General features: G+C 63.6%; 16 protein-coding genes. 4 read left to right on the top strand and 12 right to left on the bottom strand.

The features are described from left to right. Window positions 1–2: 2 nt before the first annotated feature. The 7 genes from KHO53_RS19400 to KHO53_RS19370 form a co-directional block, all read right to left on the bottom strand. On the bottom strand, window positions 3–776 hold the full coding sequence (locus KHO53_RS19400; RefSeq protein ID WP_213570676.1) for an enoyl-CoA hydratase: 774 nt from the start codon (window positions 774–776) through the stop codon (window positions 3–5). 14 nt (window positions 777–790) lie between these two features. Continuing rightward, window positions 791–1,918 carry an acyl-CoA dehydrogenase gene (locus tag KHO53_RS19395; protein WP_010224327.1) on the bottom strand — a complete coding sequence of 376 codons (1,128 nt, stop codon included), beginning with the start codon at window positions 1,916–1,918 and terminating at the stop codon, window positions 791–793. Window positions 1,919–1,926: 8 nt separating this feature from the next. Then, window positions 1,927–3,120, bottom strand: coding sequence for an acetyl-CoA C-acyltransferase (locus KHO53_RS19390; RefSeq protein WP_010224328.1), 1,194 nt, complete (start codon window positions 3,118–3,120; stop codon window positions 1,927–1,929). Window positions 3,121–3,138: 18 nt separating this feature from the next. Further along, a complete protein-coding gene (locus tag KHO53_RS19385; protein ID WP_010224330.1) occupies window positions 3,139–3,906 on the bottom strand; it encodes an SDR family NAD(P)-dependent oxidoreductase in 768 nt (255 codons plus the stop codon). Between the two features lie 12 nt (window positions 3,907–3,918). Continuing rightward, window positions 3,919–5,571: an AMP-binding protein gene (locus KHO53_RS19380; RefSeq protein WP_010224332.1), complete on the bottom strand. Its 1,653-nt coding sequence runs from the start codon at window positions 5,569–5,571 to the stop codon at window positions 3,919–3,921. 158 nt (window positions 5,572–5,729) lie between these two features. Next, window positions 5,730–6,761 (bottom strand): AraC family transcriptional regulator, encoded by a 1,032-nt coding sequence (locus tag KHO53_RS19375; RefSeq protein ID WP_010224334.1) that lies wholly within the window; start codon window positions 6,759–6,761, stop codon window positions 5,730–5,732. A 73-nt stretch (window positions 6,762–6,834) separates the two neighbouring features. Then, window positions 6,835–7,698 carry a LysR substrate-binding domain-containing protein gene (locus KHO53_RS19370; RefSeq protein ID WP_036994439.1) on the bottom strand — a complete coding sequence of 288 codons (864 nt, stop codon included), beginning with the start codon at window positions 7,696–7,698 and terminating at the stop codon, window positions 6,835–6,837. Window positions 7,699–7,810: 112 nt separating this feature from the next. Here KHO53_RS19370 and KHO53_RS19365 point away from each other — a divergent pair, with 112 nt between their 5' ends. Further along, window positions 7,811–8,917 carry a 2-aminoethylphosphonate--pyruvate transaminase gene (locus KHO53_RS19365; protein ID WP_036994438.1) on the top strand — a complete coding sequence of 369 codons (1,107 nt, stop codon included), beginning with the start codon at window positions 7,811–7,813 and terminating at the stop codon, window positions 8,915–8,917. 56 nt (window positions 8,918–8,973) lie between these two features. Continuing rightward, window positions 8,974–9,801, top strand: coding sequence for a phosphonoacetaldehyde hydrolase (phnX, locus tag KHO53_RS19360; protein WP_100782967.1), 828 nt, complete (start codon window positions 8,974–8,976; stop codon window positions 9,799–9,801). A gap of 65 nt (window positions 9,802–9,866) precedes the next feature. Here phnX and KHO53_RS19355 read toward each other — a convergent pair whose 3' ends face one another. Beyond that, window positions 9,867–10,421 carry an NADPH-dependent FMN reductase gene (locus KHO53_RS19355; RefSeq protein WP_010224342.1) on the bottom strand — a complete coding sequence of 185 codons (555 nt, stop codon included), beginning with the start codon at window positions 10,419–10,421 and terminating at the stop codon, window positions 9,867–9,869. Window positions 10,422–10,571: 150 nt separating this feature from the next. Here KHO53_RS19355 and KHO53_RS19350 point away from each other — a divergent pair, with 150 nt between their 5' ends. Further along, window positions 10,572–10,790 (top strand): hypothetical protein, encoded by a 219-nt coding sequence (locus KHO53_RS19350; protein WP_010224343.1) that lies wholly within the window; start codon window positions 10,572–10,574, stop codon window positions 10,788–10,790. Between the two features lie 6 nt (window positions 10,791–10,796). Here KHO53_RS19350 and KHO53_RS19345 read toward each other — a convergent pair whose 3' ends face one another. The 4 genes from KHO53_RS19345 to KHO53_RS19330 form a co-directional block, all read right to left on the bottom strand. Then, a complete protein-coding gene (locus KHO53_RS19345; protein ID WP_010224344.1) occupies window positions 10,797–13,052 on the bottom strand; it encodes an Orn/Lys/Arg family decarboxylase in 2,256 nt (751 codons plus the stop codon). Window positions 13,053–13,130: 78 nt separating this feature from the next. Further along, on the bottom strand, window positions 13,131–13,928 hold the full coding sequence (gene dnaQ, locus KHO53_RS19340; protein ID WP_081492822.1) for a DNA polymerase III subunit epsilon: 798 nt from the start codon (window positions 13,926–13,928) through the stop codon (window positions 13,131–13,133). A 37-nt stretch (window positions 13,929–13,965) separates the two neighbouring features. After that, window positions 13,966–14,412, bottom strand: coding sequence for a ribonuclease HI (gene rnhA / locus KHO53_RS19335; protein WP_010224348.1), 447 nt, complete (start codon window positions 14,410–14,412; stop codon window positions 13,966–13,968). Window positions 14,413–14,462: 50 nt separating this feature from the next. Then, window positions 14,463–15,221, bottom strand: a complete 759-nt coding sequence (locus KHO53_RS19330) for a methyltransferase domain-containing protein (RefSeq protein WP_213570675.1) — start codon at window positions 15,219–15,221, stop codon at window positions 14,463–14,465. A gap of 79 nt (window positions 15,222–15,300) precedes the next feature. Between KHO53_RS19330 and gloB the strand changes: the two genes are divergently transcribed. Beyond that, window positions 15,301–16,080, top strand: coding sequence for a hydroxyacylglutathione hydrolase (gloB, locus tag KHO53_RS19325; RefSeq protein WP_010224352.1), 780 nt, complete (start codon window positions 15,301–15,303; stop codon window positions 16,078–16,080). The last annotated feature ends 65 nt before the right edge of the window (window positions 16,081–16,145 follow it).

Here is a 16,145-nt window from a genome sequence, read left to right as displayed (position 1 = left end):
TTTCAACGATCCTTGAACTGCGCCTCACGCTTGGCGATAAACGCGGCCATGCCTTCCTTCTGGTCTTCGGTGGCGAAGGCCGCATGGAACACCCGGCGCTCGAAACGCACGCCCTCGGCCAGGTTGACCTCAAAGGCACGGTTGACGCTTTCCTTGACCATCATGGTCATCGGGATCGACTTGCTGGCGATGGTCGCGGCCACTTTCAGCGCTTCCTCCAGCAACTCGGCCTGCGGTACTACCCGTGCGACCAGGCCAGCGCGCTCGGCTTCCTCGGCGCCCATCAGGCGGCCGCTCAGACACAGCTCCATGGCCTTGGCCTTGCCCACCGCACGGGTCAGGCGCTGGGTGCCGCCCATGCCTGGCAGCACACCGAGATTGATTTCCGGCTGGCCGAACTTGGCGTTATCGGCGGCAAGGATGAAGTCGCACATCATCGCCAGTTCACAACCGCCGCCCAGGGCAAAACCCGACACAGCGGCGATGATCGGCTTGCGCCGGTTGGCGATGCGATCAGCGTCGCTGAACAGGTCATCGACGTAGATCTGCGGGTAGCGCAGGTCGGCCATTTCCTTGATGTCGGCGCCAGCTGCGAACGCCTTGGCGGAGCCGGTCAGCACCACGCAACCGATGTTCGGGTCGGCCTCGAGCTGGTCCAGGGCCTGGTTGATCTCGCCGACGATCTGCGCGTTCAGGGCATTGAGCGCCTGAGGGCGGTTGAGGGTGATCAGGCCGACCTTGCCGTGGATGTCCAACAGAATGGCTTCAAATGACATGCAAGCTGCTCCCTTCAAAGATTGCGCGCAATGACCATGCGCTGAATGTCGCTGGTGCCTTCATAGATCTGGCAGACCCGCACATCGCGGTAGATGCGCTCCAGCGGAAAGTCGCTCAGATAGCCATAACCGCCGAGGGTCTGCAAGGCATCCGAACAGACCTTTTCGGCCATTTCCGAGGCGAACAGCTTGGCCATCGACGCTTCGACCAGGGCCGGACGCCCGGCATCGCGCAGCGCCGCGGCATGCAGGACCATCTGCCGGGCCACGGCAACGCGGGTGGCCATGTCGGCCAGGCGGAAGGCCACGGCCTGGTGCTCGATCAACGGTTTGCCGAAGCTCTCGCGCTCGCGGGCATAGTCACGGGCCACCTCGAAGGCGGCACGGGCCATGCCCACCGATTGCGAAGCGATGCCGATACGGCCACCTTCAAGGTTGGCCAGGGCGATCTTGTAGCCTTCGCCCTCCTCGCCCAAGCGGTTGGCCACCGGCACGCGCACGTTGTCAAAGACGATCTGGCAGGTGTCGGAGGCGTGCTGGCCGAGTTTGTCCTCGACTCGCGCCACTTGGTAACCCGCTGAGTCGGTGGGCACGATAAAGGCACTGATGCCGCGTTTACCGGCCTCGGGGTCAGTCACGGCAAACACAATCACCACCCCGGCGTTCTGCCCGGAGGTGATGAACTGCTTGCAGCCGTTGAGCACGTAGTGATCGCCATCTCGGCGGGCGCGGGTCTTCAGGCTACTGGCATCGGAGCCGGCCTGCGGCTCGGTCAGGGCGAAGGCACCGAGCATCGCGCCACTGGCAAGCGGCGTGAGGAACTGCTGCTTCTGTTGCTCATTGCCGAACTTGAGGATCGGTACGCAGCCCACCGAGTTATGCACGCTCATGATGGTCGAGCAAGCGCCGTCGCCGGCGGCGATTTCTTCCAGGGCCATGGCATAGGCGACATAACCGGTGTCGCTGCCGCCCCACTGCTCCGGCACCAGCATGCCAAACAGGCCCAGCTCGGCCATCTCCTGGATGGCCTCCTTGGGAAAGCGGTGTTCGCGGTCCCACTGCTCGGCGAATGGCCGCAGGCGCTCCTGGGCAAACTGGCGCACCGCATCGCTGATTTGCTGTTGTTCGTCATTGATTAGCATGGTGCACCTCAGTACAGACACTCGACGGCCATGGCCGTGGCTTCACCGCCGCCGATGCAGATGGCGGCAATCCCGCGATGCAGGCCTTTCTGGCGCAGGGCCGCGAGCAAGGTGACAAGGATGCGTGCGCCCGAAGCACCGATCGGGTGGCCCAGGGCGCACGCGCCGCCATGGACGTTGACCTTGTCGTGCGGCAGGTCCAGGTGCTTCATCGCCGCCAGGGTGACCACGGCGAAGGCTTCGTTGATTTCGAACAGGTCGACCTCGGCCAGGCTCCAGCCGGTGCGTTTGACCAGCTTGTCGATAGCACCGATCGGTGCGCTGGGGAACAACGCCGGGGTGTCGGCAAATGCCGCGTGACCATGGATCACCGCCAGCGGCTTCAAGCCTTGCTTTTGTGCCTGGGAACGACGCATCAGCACCAGCGCCGCAGCACCGTCGGAGATCGAGCTGGAGTTTGCCGCGGTCACCGAGCCGCCGTCGCGAAAGGCCGGCTTGAGCTGCGGGATCTTGTCCAGGCGCGCCTTGGGCGGCTGCTCGTCGTCGCTGATCAGGCGCTGGGTCTTGCCCTCGGTCACTTCGACCGGAACGATCTCGCTGGCAAAGCTGCCGTCCTTGATAGCCTGCTGGGCGCGGGTCAGCGAGGCGATGGCGAAATCGTCCTGCTGCTCACGGGTAAATCCATTGCTCTGGGCGCAGTCCTCGGCAAAGGTGCCCATCAACCGGCCCTTGTCGTAGGCATCTTCCAGGCCGTCGAAGAACATGTGGTCGATGATCTTGCCGTGGCCCATGCGGTAACCGCTGCGGGCCTTGTCCAGCAGGTAAGGGGCATTGGACATGCTCTCCATGCCGCCGGCCACAACCACATCGGCGCTGCCGGCCAGCAGCAGGTCGTGGGCCATGATCGCCGCCTGCATGCCCGAGCCGCACATCTTGTTCAGGGTGGTGCAGGTGGTGGCCTTGTTCAGCCCGGCGCCCAGCGCCGCCTGGCGCGCCGGGGCCTGGCCCAGGCCTGCCGGCAGCACGCAGCCGAACAGCACCTGCTCGACGCTGTCGGGGGCTACCCCGGCACGCTCGACAGCGGCACGAATGGCCGCAGCACCCAGCTGCGGTGCGGTCAGGCTTTTCAGGTCGCCCTGCAGGCCGCCCATGGGCGTGCGCACGGCGCTGACGATTACAATCGGATCATTGGCAAGGGTCATGATTGAATACTCCGAAAATTATTTGGCAGCCATGCGCAAGGCGCCGTCGAGACGGATCACCTCACCGTTGAGCATGCTGTTTTCAATGATGTGGCGGGCCAGCGCGGCGTATTCCTGCGGGCGGCCCAAGCGTGGCGGGAACGGTACTCCGGCGGCCAGCGAGTCGCGTACTTCCTGGGTCATGCCGGCCATCATCGGGGTTTCGAAAATGCCCGGGGCGATGGTCATCACACGGATGCCGAAGCGTGCCAGTTCACGGGCGGCGGGCAAGGTCAGGCTGGCGATCGCACCCTTGGAGGCGGCGTAGGCGGCCTGGCCGATCTGGCCGTCATAAGCGGCGATCGACGCGGTATTGATGATCACCCCGCGCTCACCGTCGGCGCCCGCCTCGCCTTCGGCCATGGCCGCAGCGGCCAGGCGCAAGAGGTTGAAGCTGCCGATCAGGTTGACGTTGATCACCCGGCTGAAGCTGTCCAGGCCATGGGGGCCGTTCTTGCCCAGAACCTTTTCGGCGCCAACGATACCGGCGCAATTGATCAGGCCATGGAGACTGCCGAAGGCGGCAACGGCGGCATCGACCGCGGCCTTGGCGGCGGCCTCCTGACTGATATCGGCAACTGCAAAGCGTGCCTTGGTGCCCAGCGCCTGGGCCTTGGCAGCGACCGCCTCGGCATTGAGGTCGACCAGCATCACCTGGGCTCCGGCCTCGATGAGCATCTGTGCGGTGGCGGCGCCCAGGCCGGAGGCTGCGCCGCTGACGATGAAGTTCTTGTTGGCAATCTGCATGATGGTCGTTCCTCAGGCGCTGACGGTCGAAGCCTGCGCGGCTTGTTGTTTGGCAATTTCCTGGTTACGCAGGATGAAACGCTGCAGCTTGCCGCTCGGGGTCTTGGGCAGTTCGCTGACGAATTCGATTTCCCGTGGATAGGCGTGGGCGTACAGGCGCTGGCGGACATGCTGTTTCAGCGCCTCGGCCAGTTCCTCGCAGGGCTGTGTGCCGCTGGCCAGCACCACGAAGGCCTTGATCAGTTCGGTACGTTCCGGGTCGGGCTTGCCGACCACCGCGGCCTCGATCACCGCCGGGTGTTCGATCAGCGCGCTCTCGACATCGAACGGGCCGACCCGGTAGCCGGAGGTGGTGATCACGTCGTCACTGCGACCGACAAAGCTGATGCTGCCATCGCTATTGAGCTCGACGGTGTCGCCGCTCAAGTAGTACTTGCCGACGAAGGCCTTGGTCGGCAAACCGTGGTAGCCGTTAAACCAGCACAGCGGCGACTGCTCGCGATCCACGGCGAGAATCCCCGGTTGCCCTGCCGGCAGTTCACGGTGCTGCTCATCGAGCACGACGATGCGGTGGCCGGGAATGGCGAAGCCGGCCGAGCCCAGGTGCACCGGGTGCTCCAGGCCATGGTGGTTGCACAGCACCATGCCCAGCTCGGTCTGCCCGTAATGGTCGTGGATGGTCACCCGCAACTCATCGGCAAACCAGCGGATCACTTCCGGGTTGAGCGGCTCGCCGGCGCTGCTGACCACCCGCAAGCGGCCCTTGATCGGCGTGCTGAACGCGCGGCCGGCAGCGATCAGCAGGCGATAGGCGGTGGGCGAGCCTGCCAGGTTGCTGATGGCGTACTTGTTGATGACCCGGCAGGTGCTTTCGACACTGAACGGCCCATCGAAAAAGGTCGTGGCGTGCCCCAGCGCCAGGGGCCCGGTCACCGCGTAGTAAAGCCCGTAGGCCCAGCCCGGATCGGCGAGGTTCCAGAAATTGTCCTCAGGGCGCAGGTCGATGGCGTCACGCATGTAGCCCTGGAAGGCAACGATCGCCCGCAGCGGCACTTCCAGCGGCTTGGCCGGGCCGGTAGTGCCGGAGGTGAACATCAGCAGGAACGGCGCATCTGCACCGAGCAGCACCGGCGGGCAATGATCATCGGCTGCTGCCAGCGCCGTGTGAAAGTCGATATCGCTGGCGTCGTCGGCGGCACCAACACAGATGATCGTCGGGCAGTCATGGACCTCGTCGAGCTTGCTGCGATTGAGCGGCTCGGTGACCACCACCTTGGCCCCGGACTGTTCCAGCCGGTGCTCGATAGCCTTGGGGCCAAAAGCAGTGAACAGCGGTTGGTAGACTGCGCCCAGGCGCCAGGTGGCCAACACGGTGATCAGCAACTCGACCGTACGCGGCATCAAGCCGGCAACCCGGTCGCCGGCGCCTACACCCTGGGCCCTGAGCACATTGGCCAGGCGCGCAGCAGATTGCTGCAGTTGCTCGAAGCTGTACTGGGCGCTGCTACCCTCGCGGCCTTCGCAGTTCAGTGCAATACGATTGCCGCCAACATGCCGGTCGCAGCATTCGACGCAGGCATTGAGCGCTTCAAGGCTGCCTTGCAGGGCGGCCGCAGCGGTTTGCGGGTAGTTGAATCCTTGCGCCGCGGCACGGTAATCACGCATCGCCAGACTCCTCGTTTTTTATTGTTGGAATAAAACGATTGATCTGAAGATAGTCGCGCCAGAGCCGTTACGGGACAATGGCCAAAGCTGTCAATCTGGATGACTGGTTTGGCCTCAAGGATTGCGTGGACCGTTTGCCGACGTTGCCGCAGCCGCGATCATCGCGCCGGTGGATGGGTTTCACCCTGCCCGATCAGCGTCCGATAGTGGCCAGGGTTGCAGCCATACCATTTGCGAAACGCCTTGTAGAATGAGCTGCTGTCGGCGAACCCCAGACGCTCGGCAATCTCGGCGAAGCTCACCTGCGCCTCTGCCAGCCAGGCAATCGACAGCTCTTTGCGCACACTGTCCTTGAGGCCCTGATAGGTCGTGCCTTCTTCGGCCAGACGGCGACGCAGGGTCGAGGCCGATATGCACAGCTGCTGGGCCTGGGTTTCGGTTTCCGGCCACTCGCCGGCGGGTAGCTGGCGCAGCGTTTCCTTGATCCGTCGCGCGAGGCTGGCCGGGTCACGGTACTTGACCAGAATGTTGGCCGGCGCCTCGGCCAGAAAGCGCTGCAACTCTTCCGGCGTACGTTTGAGCGGCAGGTCCAGGCAATCGGCCGCGAAGATCATCCGCGTACGCGGGCGGCCGAACTGCAGGTTCTCCGAAAACATTACCCGGTAGTCATCGCAAAATGGCGGTTCAGCGCAACGCAGCTCGATGGCCAGGATCGGAATGCGCCGCCCGGCCAGCCAGCAGGCAACCCCATGGACAATCATCCAGAAAGTGAAATAAGTGAAGGCCCGGCGCGGCTCATCCAGCGGCTCGCCGACGACGATTTCCGCCAGGCTCTGCTGGCGTACCAGGACCGGCTGCAGGTGCTCGAGCATCAGCCCGAGAAACGCCAGGGCGCTCTCCAGCGCGGCGCCCAGGGTTGGCTGGGCCATGGAAGAACGGCACAGGAAGGCCAGGCTGCCGGTGCGCAGGCCGCGCGGGTCCATGCAAAAGAATTCATCGTGGCAACGGCGAGCGAGCAAGCGCCAGAGCTGCGCGTAGGCACTGGCCGGCACCCGTGCGTCAGCTTCGTGCAGTTGCCCGGGATCGATCCCCACGCGGCCGAGCAAGGCCTGGCTGGGTGCACCCGGGGCATAACTCTGCAGCAGCGCTTCACGCACCAGTTGCATGGAGATGGTGTCTTTCTCCGTCATCAGCAGTATTTCGCCTTGCCTGTGTTATTTGATCGCCATCTTAGGAGCCTGCCGGGAAAAAACCAGCCCTGGCTCAGCGTACCGGAGCCAGGTTGAGAAAAGCCTGGATCAGGCGCAGTTCGCGGCGCCGCTGCAAGCAGCCGATCATGTGCTGGTTGACCAGCCCCGATCCGGCGATGGGCCGTGCCACCACCCGCGGGTCATGGCTGATTTCCGCCGAAGACACGATGCCGATGCCAAGCTGCGCAGCCACGGCTTCAGTCACTGCTTCACGGCTATCGAGCTCCAGCAGGACCCGCGGCTGAACACCGGCCTCACTGCAGGCCTGATCGAACGTGCGGCGGGTGATCGAGCTGGGTTCGCGCAGCACCATGATCTGTGCGTCCAGTTCCCTCAACTGCAGCTCACCTGTACTGCCCGCCCAAACGTGCCCGGCCGGTAGCAAAGCGCAGATCCGTGAATCACCGAGGCTTTGCAGGTACAGGCCCTTGCGCGGTTCGACTTCGGTCAGGACCGCCACATCGGCATGCTCGCAGAGCAGCGCTGCCAGGGTTTCCTGGGCGTTGCCCAGGCGCAGGTTGACGGTGATGCCCGGGTAAGCCTCACGCAACTGCGCCAGCATCGGCATGACCCGGTGCGGGCCATCGGCCGCCACTTCCAGGCGCCCGGTGAGCAACTGCCGGTTGGCCTCAAGCATCACCTGCGCTTCTTCGGCCAAACCGAACATGGCGCGGGTAATCGCCGCCAGGCGAATGCCTTCCTCGGTCAGCTCGACCCGCCGGGCGGTGCGACGCAGCAAGGTGATCTGGTAATGCTCCTCCAGGGCTTTGATATGCCCGGTCACCGCTGGCTGGCTGATGAACAGGCGGTTGGCGGCGCGGGTAAAACTGCCCTCACGGGCCACGGCGTCGAAAGCGCGGAGCTGGAACAGGTTCATATCTATCGGCCTTACTTATGGCTGGCATAACAACAAACAATTTGATTGATAGCTCACGGAATTGCAACTTAGGCCCCATAGATTCAGCCCACCGCTTGTGAGGATTACCGGAATGAGTAACGCCCCTATCCTGCTGACCCCCGGCCCCCTGACCACCTCAGCCCGTACCCGCCAAGCGATGATGGTCGACTGGGGCTCATGGGACCGCGACTTCAACCAGCTGACCGCCAGCCTCTGCGAGCAACTGCTGGCCATCGTCAACGGCGCCGACAGCCACCACTGCGTGCCCCTGCAAGGCAGCGGCACCTTTGCCGTGGAGGCCGCCATCGGCACCCTGGTGCCTCGCGATGGCAAGGTCCTGGTGCTGATCAACGGCGCCTACGGCCAACGCCTGGCGAAGATCTGCAAGGTCCTGGGGCGTGCCTGCAGCACTTTCGAAACCGCCGAAGACCAGCCGACCACCGCCGCCGACGTCGATCGCCTGCTGGCCGCCGACAGCAGCATTACCCACGTGGCGCTGATTCACTGCGAAACCAGCACTGGCATTCTCAACCCACTGGCGCAGATCGCCGAGGTCATCGCCCGCCACGGCAAGCGTCTGATCATCGACGCCATGAGCTCGTTCGGCGCCTTGCCGATCGATGCCCGCCACGTGCCGTTCGACGCCTTGATCGCCGCGTCGGGCAAATGCCTGGAAGGTGTGCCCGGGATGGGCTTCGTGTTTGCCAACAAACAGTCGCTGGCCGCCGCCGAAGGCAACTCGCCGTCGCTGGCCATGGACCTGCAGGACCAGCATGCCTACATGGCCAAGACCGGCCAATGGCGCTTCACCCCGCCCACCCACGTGGTAGCGGCGCTGCACGAGGCCTTGCTGCAATACACCGAAGAAGGCGGCCTGCCCGCCCGCCATCAACGCTATGCCAGCAACTGCAAGACGCTGCTCGACGGCATGGCCGCGATCGGCTTGCGCAGCTTCCTGCCGGCTGAGATCCAGGCGCCGATCATTGTCACCTTCCATGCCCCGCAGGATCCGCGCTACCAGTTCAAGGACTTCTACGAGCGGGTCAAGGCCAAGGGCTTCATCCTTTACCCAGGCAAGCTGACCCAGGTCGAGACCTTCCGCGTCGGTTGCATCGGCTGCGTCGGTCCGCAGGGCATGCAGGCTGCGGTCAATGCCATCGCCCACGTCCTGCAGGAAATGGAAGTGCTGGACATCTGACACCACGAATTCCTTTTACCTGACCAGCGCCACCACCCGCTCAAGGAACCCTGAACATGAACTACAGCAATCCGACCCACCTGCAAGCCGCGATTCTCGACTGGGCCGGCACCGTGGTCGATTTTGGCTCCTTCGCCCCGACGCAGATCTTCGTCGAGGCCTTCGCCGAGTTCGACGTCGAAGTGTCCATTGAGGAAGCCCGCGGCCCGATGGGCATGGGCAAGTGGGACCACATCCGCACCTTGTGCGACCAGCCGCAAATCGCCGAGCGCTATCGCAAGGTGTTTGGCCGCACCCCGAGCGATGCCGACGTCACCGCCATTTATGAACGCTTCATGCCGCTGCAGATCGAGAAGATCGCCGTGCACTCGGCACTGATTCCCGGTGCCCTCGACACCCTGACCGGGCTGCGCCAGGACGGCCTGAAGATCGGCTCGTGCTCGGGCTACCCGAAAGTGGTGATGGACAAGGTGGTGGCGTTGGCGGCGCAGAACGGTTATGTGGCCGATTACGTGGTGGCCACCGACGAAACCCCGAACGGCCGCCCCTGGCCGGCCCAGGCCTTGGCCAACGTGATTGCCCTGGGGATCGATGACGTCGCCGCCTGTGTCAAGGTCGACGACACCGTGCCAGGCATCCTCGAAGGTCGTCGTGCCGGCATGTGGACGGTAGCGCTGGTGTGCTCGGGCAACGCTCTGGGCCTGACTTACGAAGGCTACCGCGCTCTGGCCTCGGACACGCTCGAACGCGAACGCAAGCGCATTCATGCCCTGTTCGAAAGCTCGCGCCCGCACTACCTGATCGACACCATCAACGAGTTGCCGCAAGTGATTGCTGATATCAACAAGCGCCTGGCACGAGGCGAGATGCCACAGGCGGTGTAAAACCACCCTCGCGGTGCAAGCCCGCTCCTACAGGCAGGAGCGGGCTTGCACCGCGATTAGCTGCCTCACTTCTGATGCCGCTCGACCCACACGGCAAATTTGTCGATAAAGGCCTGCAAGAACGGCCGGGTCTTCTCCGACAGTTTGCCGTGCTCATCGAACAGCGTTGCCGCCCCTGCGATATACGCCTCCGGCTGCTGCATGCACGGCACATCGAGGAACACCAGCGACTGGCGCAGATGATGGTTGGCGCCGAAGCCGCCCACCGCACCGGGCGACACACTGATCACCGCCCCCGGCTTGCCGTTCCAGGCGCTCTGGCCATAGGGCCGCGAGCCCACATCGATGGCGTTCTTCAACACCCCCGGCACCGATCGGTTGTATTCCGGGGTGACGAACAGTACCGCATCACTGCTGCGAATCTGCTCGCGAAAGGTCTTGTAGGCCTGGGGCGGATTGGCATCGATATCCTCGTTGTACAAGGCCAGCTCGCCGATTTCGACACTGTGCAGTTTGAGGTTGGACGGCGCGAGCTCCGCCAGCGCACGGGCGACCTTGCGGTTGAGGGACTCCTTGCGCAAGCTGCCGACGACGACGGCGACTGAATACACCTGGCTCATGGCAATTTCCTGACGTGAAGAAGAAAGGGAGTTGTAGGTATAGATGATCCCGCCCGGGTCTGAAGTTTTTTTCCGTTCGGGCAAAACTTACCAGGCAAAACAGTGGTCTATGCCTGACAGATCCCTATTTCTTCAGAGGTTGCACGGTAAATGACAGCAGTACTGGTCGGACAGTTTCATGCACGGGACGCAGAGGGCCGCATCTATCCCGTTCATGAGTTCCAGGAAGCCACCCTGCAGGCCGACGGTAGTGGCGCAGCCCTGCCGGTTACCACCTATAAGCTGGCAATCGGCGACCGGGTCAATCATCTGGGTGAGGATCGCTTCGAGCTGGTGCAAAGCGGCGTGGAAATCATCCGCATTCCCTGACCGTGCTCACACCTTGATGCAATCGACGGTATAGATCCGCCCCTGCGCAGTCGTTTCGTGCTGCAACCCATGCACATCGGCGACAAAGCCGGGAAAGCCGCTGTCGAAGGCGGCGGCAAACGCCAGGTAATCGATGATCGAGCGGGTCGCCTCGGTAAACCGCTCCCCCGGCATGATCAACGGAATTCCCGGCGGATAGGGCACCAGCATGACTGCGGCGATGCGCCCGAGCAACTGCCCGATCGGCACCGCCTCGACCTCCCCGCGCACCATCCGGTCATAGGCATCGGCGGGTTTGATCACCACTTCCGGCAAGCGGGTAAACAGGCGCTTGAGCTGCTTGGCGATGGCATTGCTGCGGTAGCAGGCGTGCAGTTGGTCGCACAGGTCCCGCAGGCCCAGGCCCTGATAGCGCAGCGGATCAAGCTGAGCGATGCACGGCAGGCTTTCGACCAGGCTGGTATTGGCGTCGTAGTTGCGCTTGAACTCGAGCAACTCGGTCAGCAGCGTGCTCCATTTGCCCTTGGTGATGCCCATCGAGAACAGCACCAGAAAGGTATACAACCCGGTCTTCTCCACCACCAGGCCGCGCTCCCAGAGAAACTTGCTGACCACTGCCGCTGGAATGCCGTGCTCGCTCAAGGCTCCGCCGGCGCTGAGCCCCGGCATCACCAGGGTGACCTTGATCGGGTCGAGCAGCACGTAATCATCACTGACATCGCCAAAGCCATGCCAGTCGGCCTGCGGCTGCAACAGCCAGTCCTCGGTCGCTACCCGGCGTACGCCCTCCTCCAGCGGCGGCTGCCAGATGCTGAACCACCAGTCGTCCTTGTCCATATGCTCGCGCAGTTTGGCCATGGCCCGGCGAAAGCTCAGCGCCTCATCAAACATTTCCTGTAGCAGGGAGCGCCCGGCCGGGCCTTCCATCATCGCCGAAGACACATCCAGCGAGGCAAGGATGCTGTACTGCGGCGAGGTGGAGATATGCATCATGAAGGCTTCGTTGAAGCGGTCGCGGTCCAGCTGCCGGGCGCCACCGTCCTGCACATGAATCATCGACGCCTGGCTGAAGGCTGCCAACAGCTTATGGGTGGAATGGGTGCTGAACACCAGCGGGCTGCCGGCACTGCGCGAAGTACCCATGGCGTAACGCCCGCGGAAGAATTCGTGGAACGCCGCGTAGGCGTACCAGGCCTCGTCAAAATGCAGCACCTCGACACTGTTGCCCAGTTCCTGCTTGATCAGTTCGGCGTTGTAGCACAGCCCGTCGTAGGTGGAGTTGGTCACCACCGCCAGCTTGACCTTGGCCGGCCGGCCCCGGGCCAGGGGGTTGGCCTGAATCTTGGCGTGGATCGACGCCGGGCTGAATTCACTCAGCGGGATTGGCCCGATGATGCCCAGCTCGTTGCGCTCCGGGCACAGGTACAAGGGGATGGCCCCGGTCATGATGATCGCGTGCACCACCGATTTGTGACAGTTGCGGTCGACCAGCACCAGGTCATCACGGCCGACCATCGAATGCCAGACGATTTTGTTGGCCGTCGAGGTACCGTTGATCACGAAGAAGGTATGGTCAGCGCCAAAGTTTTTTGCCGCGCGGGCCTCGGCGGCGGCCAGGGGGCCGGTGTGGTCGAGCAGCGAACCGAGCTCGGGCACCGACACCGACAAATCCGAACGCAGGGTATTTTCCCCGAAGAACTGATGGAAGGCCTGGCCGACCGGACTTTTGCGGTAGGCCACGCCACCGCCATGACCGGGCGTATGCCATGAATAATTCGATTGCGCGGTGTGTTGCACCAGGGCCTTGAAGAACGGTGGCAGCAGTCCATCCAGGTAGCTGTGCGCCGCCCGTGCCACTTGCCGGGCGAGAAACGGCACGGTGTCTTCGAACAGGTAAAGAATGCCGCGCAGCTGGTTCAGCTCGCTCATCACATCGGCGGGGGCGTTTTCCAGCGTCACCTGCTCGCCAAGGGCGAAGATCGGCAAGTGCGGGGCACGCACCCGGGCCAGGCGAATCAGATCGACCATGTTCTGCAGCAAATGGGTGTTTTCGCCTGCGCCTTCGGCGGCAACCAGCATGCAGGCAAGGCCATGGTGGGTCGAGGCGACCAGACGAGCTTCGGCGTAGTCGATCGCCGGCAGGATGGTGAGACCGTCCTGGGCCAGCTCCTGGGCAATACCGCGGACACGCTCGCCGGCGACCGTATCGGCCTTGATGTCGCGATGCACGATCAGGACGGGAAACTTGAGGTCCTTGTACATGGGCGGGCGCTTCCTCCGAGTGACAGCTGCGTCAACTCAGGGTAGAAGGTCGCCAGCGCCTCTGCGCGGCAAATTGCCTCAGTTTGCGTCGGCCAGCTGCTGCCACAGTGCCGGGCCACCGGCGGACTTGGCAATCGCCTCCAGGCGAGCCATGTGCAGCTCGAGCTCTTGCTCGCTGGCGCGGATGATCCGCCCTGGCTGTCGGCTGGCGGGCAGGCGGCGGATCTCGCTGGCGCGGTTGTCTTGCCCCTCCTCCTCGCCGTCGGCACCGTGCCCGGCCAGCGACAGGCTGGTCTGGCCACCGGTCATGTTCAGGTAGACGTCGGCCAGCAGCTCCGAGTCGAGCAGCGCGCCGTGCAGCTCACGGCCGGAGTTGTCGACGCCGTAGCGCTTGCACAGGGCATCAAGGCTGTTGCGCTGGCCCGGATGCCGGGATCGGGCCAGCATCAGGGTGTCGAGAATGGTGCAGTGCTGGGTGATATCGGCGCGGTCGCGCTGACCGAGCAAGGCGAACTCGTTGTTGATGAAGCCAACGTCGAACGCTGCGTTGTGGATGATCAGCTGGGCGCCCTGGATGAACTCGAAGAATTCATCGGCGACCTCGGCGAAACGCGGCTTGTCGAGCAGGAAGGAATCGGTGATGCCGTGGACGCCGATGGCGCCTTCATCGCTCTCGCGGTCCGGTTGCAGGTAGACGTGGAAGTGTCGCCCGGTCAAGCGTCGGCCCATCAGCTCGACACCGCCGATCTCGATGATTCGGTGGCCGTCGGTGACCGGCATGCCGGTGGTTTCGGTGTCGAGGACGACCGACCTGTTGTTCTGAATCTCCACGCCGGGGGTCTCCTGCCGCGTACAGTCTGGTGAAAAGCCGGCCATTCTACCTCAGCTCAAGGGTGAGTGGCGGCCGCTGTGCTCAACGCAGACTACGGACCTCGTCAACGCCGCGGTTGGCCAACTGGTCGGCGCGTTCGTTGCCATGATGGCCGACGTGCCCGCGCACCCACTTCCAGGTGACCTTGTGCCGGCCCACCTGCTCATCGAGCAATTGCCAGAGGTCGGCGTTCTTCACCGGCTCTTTGGAGGCGGTCTTCCAGCCACGCTTCTTCCAGTTGACCATCCACTCGGTGATGCCTTTCATCACGTACTGGGAGTCGGTCACCAGCAGCACTTCGCATTCACGCTTGAGCGCTTCCAGGCCCTTGATCGCGGCCATCAATTCCATGCGGTTATTGGTGGTGTCGCGCTCGCCGCCCCACAGTTCCTTCTCGACGCCCTTGCAGACCATCAGCACACCCCAGCCACCCGGGCCAGGGTTACCCTTGCAGGCGCCATCGGTAAATATCTCGACGCTATCGCTCATTTACAGCCTTTTCATCAATGATTTGACCCCGTGCCCTTGGGGCCCGGAACTCAGGGTTCGGAATGGCGCCGGTTGACCTTGGCCATCGGCAGCGGCAGCAGCTTGCCCATCGGTTCGCGGCGCTCCAGACGCAGGGGTCGCAACCCCACCACCATCTTGCGCGCCACCAGCAGGTAGACGCCGCCACCGCCACTCTGCCAGCCACCGGCAACCCGCTCCCAGCCGGCCAGGCGCTGTTGCCAGGCGGGGGATGCGAGCGGCGGACGATAGCACCCGAAGCGGCGTTTCTCCAGCGCGAAGCCCAGCAGGTTGAGCCAGTCGCCGACCCTTGAGGGGGAAATGCAGCGCGCCTTGCGCAGGGCATCATGGGCAAACACCCGACGCATGCCCCAACTGCTCCAGGGGTTGATACCGACGATCAGCAGATGGCCGCCCGGACGCACACTGCTGGCGGCCTCGCGCAACAGGCCATGGGGCGACAGGCTGAAGTCCAGGCCGTGCTGCAGCACCACAACGTCGGCGGCGTGCTCGCTCAGTGGCCAGGCCTGTTCTTCGCAGACGATCTCGACCCCCGGCAGCGGCGCGCCCAAGCGCACGTTGCGCTGCACCTGCAGGGCTTTGGGCGGCGCTTCGGCGCAGGGGCCGTAGTGCACCAGGTAACCACCGAAGTAACGCCCCAGCTCCTCTTCGAGCAGGCGTTGTTCCTCCTTGAGCATGAGTTGCCCGAGGGGGCCGGCGAACCAGTCGCGGGCCTGGCTGATCAGCTCCAGCCACTGCGGATCGGCCTGGGCGAAGGCTTGATCGGTCATTGCAGTCTCCCTTGAAGGTTCTCGACAGCGCACATAGCTACTAAGATGCACCCATGTCCACCGTTTGGCGAATCGCACCATGATACAGATCGATGCCCTGCCCGCTTTCAACGATAACTACATCTGGTTGTTACAAGATTCTGCCAGCCAGCGGTGCGCGGTGGTCGATCCTGGCGATGCGGCACCGGTACTGGCCTGGCTTGAACGCCATCCCGGCTGGCACCTGAGCGATATCCTCATCACCCACCACCATCACGACCATGTCGGTGGCGTCGAGCAGCTCAAGGCGCGGACCGGCGCGACCGTCTACGGCCCCGCCCAGGAACGCATTCCCGGTCGTGACCAGGCCCTGGACGACAACGCCAGCGTGCGCGTTCTGGGCCTGGATTTCCAGGTCATCGCCGTCCCCGGACACACCCTGGGACACATTGCCTATTATTGCCAGCAAACAGCCACGCCCGTGCTGTTCTGTGGCGATACCTTGTTCGCCGCTGGATGCGGGCGCCTGTTCGAAGGCACACCGGAGCAAATGCACCATTCCCTGCAGCGCCTGGCCGCCCTGCCCGCCGAAACCCTGGTGTACTGCACCCACGAATATACCTTGAGCAACCTGCGCTTCGCCCAGGCCGTCGAGCCTGAAAACCCGCACATTGCCCAACGCTTCGCCGACGTTACCGAGCTAAGATCACAAGATCGCATCACGTTGCCTTCAACCCTGGCCCTGGAAAAGCTCACCAACCCCTTTCTGCGGACCTCCGTAACATCCGTTAAAGAAAAACTAGACGAACGGAATGGCCCGATAAACCCCACGCCAAGTGCTGTTTTTGCTGGGTTGCGCGCTTGGAAAGATCGGTTCTAAACAGCCGCTGTTGGTGACGGAAAGTTCTGAAAGGTTGACCGTTGAGGGGCCGCTTTCTAGAATCC

It is taken from the genome of Pseudomonas sp. RC2C2 (assembly GCF_018390435.1).
GTDB lineage: Bacteria > Pseudomonadota > Gammaproteobacteria > Pseudomonadales > Pseudomonadaceae > Aquipseudomonas > Aquipseudomonas donghuensis.
This window is presented reverse-complemented; position numbering and strand designations above follow the sequence as displayed.

What these genes read in the sequence shown, in the direction of transcription:
- KHO53_RS19400 (WP_213570676.1), bottom strand. Translation starts at nt 776, where the DNA reads ATGTCATTTGAAGCCATTCTGTTGGACATCCACGGCAAGGTCGGCCTG.
- KHO53_RS19395 (WP_010224327.1), bottom strand. Translation starts at nt 1,918, where the DNA reads ATGCTAATCAATGACGAACAACAGCAAATCAGCGATGCGGTGCGCCAG.
- KHO53_RS19390 (WP_010224328.1), bottom strand. Translation starts at nt 3,120, where the DNA reads ATGACCCTTGCCAATGATCCGATTGTAATCGTCAGCGCCGTGCGCACG.
- KHO53_RS19385 (WP_010224330.1), bottom strand. Translation starts at nt 3,906, where the DNA reads ATGCAGATTGCCAACAAGAACTTCATCGTCAGCGGCGCAGCCTCCGGC.
- KHO53_RS19380 (WP_010224332.1), bottom strand. Translation starts at nt 5,571, where the DNA reads ATGCGTGATTACCGTGCCGCGGCGCAAGGATTCAACTACCCGCAAACC.
- KHO53_RS19375 (WP_010224334.1), bottom strand. Translation starts at nt 6,761, where the DNA reads ATGACGGAGAAAGACACCATCTCCATGCAACTGGTGCGTGAAGCGCTG.
- KHO53_RS19370 (WP_036994439.1), bottom strand. Translation starts at nt 7,698, where the DNA reads ATGAACCTGTTCCAGCTCCGCGCTTTCGACGCCGTGGCCCGTGAGGGC.
- KHO53_RS19365 (WP_036994438.1), top strand. Translation starts at nt 7,811, where the DNA reads ATGAGTAACGCCCCTATCCTGCTGACCCCCGGCCCCCTGACCACCTCA.
- phnX (WP_100782967.1), top strand. Translation starts at nt 8,974, where the DNA reads ATGAACTACAGCAATCCGACCCACCTGCAAGCCGCGATTCTCGACTGG.
- KHO53_RS19355 (WP_010224342.1), bottom strand. Translation starts at nt 10,421, where the DNA reads ATGAGCCAGGTGTATTCAGTCGCCGTCGTCGTCGGCAGCTTGCGCAAG.
- KHO53_RS19350 (WP_010224343.1), top strand. Translation starts at nt 10,572, where the DNA reads ATGACAGCAGTACTGGTCGGACAGTTTCATGCACGGGACGCAGAGGGC.
- KHO53_RS19345 (WP_010224344.1), bottom strand. Translation starts at nt 13,052, where the DNA reads ATGTACAAGGACCTCAAGTTTCCCGTCCTGATCGTGCATCGCGACATC.
- dnaQ (WP_081492822.1), bottom strand. Translation starts at nt 13,928, where the DNA reads ATGGCCGGCTTTTCACCAGACTGTACGCGGCAGGAGACCCCCGGCGTG.
- rnhA (WP_010224348.1), bottom strand. Translation starts at nt 14,412, where the DNA reads ATGAGCGATAGCGTCGAGATATTTACCGATGGCGCCTGCAAGGGTAAC.
- KHO53_RS19330 (WP_213570675.1), bottom strand. Translation starts at nt 15,221, where the DNA reads ATGACCGATCAAGCCTTCGCCCAGGCCGATCCGCAGTGGCTGGAGCTG.
- gloB (WP_010224352.1), top strand. Translation starts at nt 15,301, where the DNA reads ATGATACAGATCGATGCCCTGCCCGCTTTCAACGATAACTACATCTGG.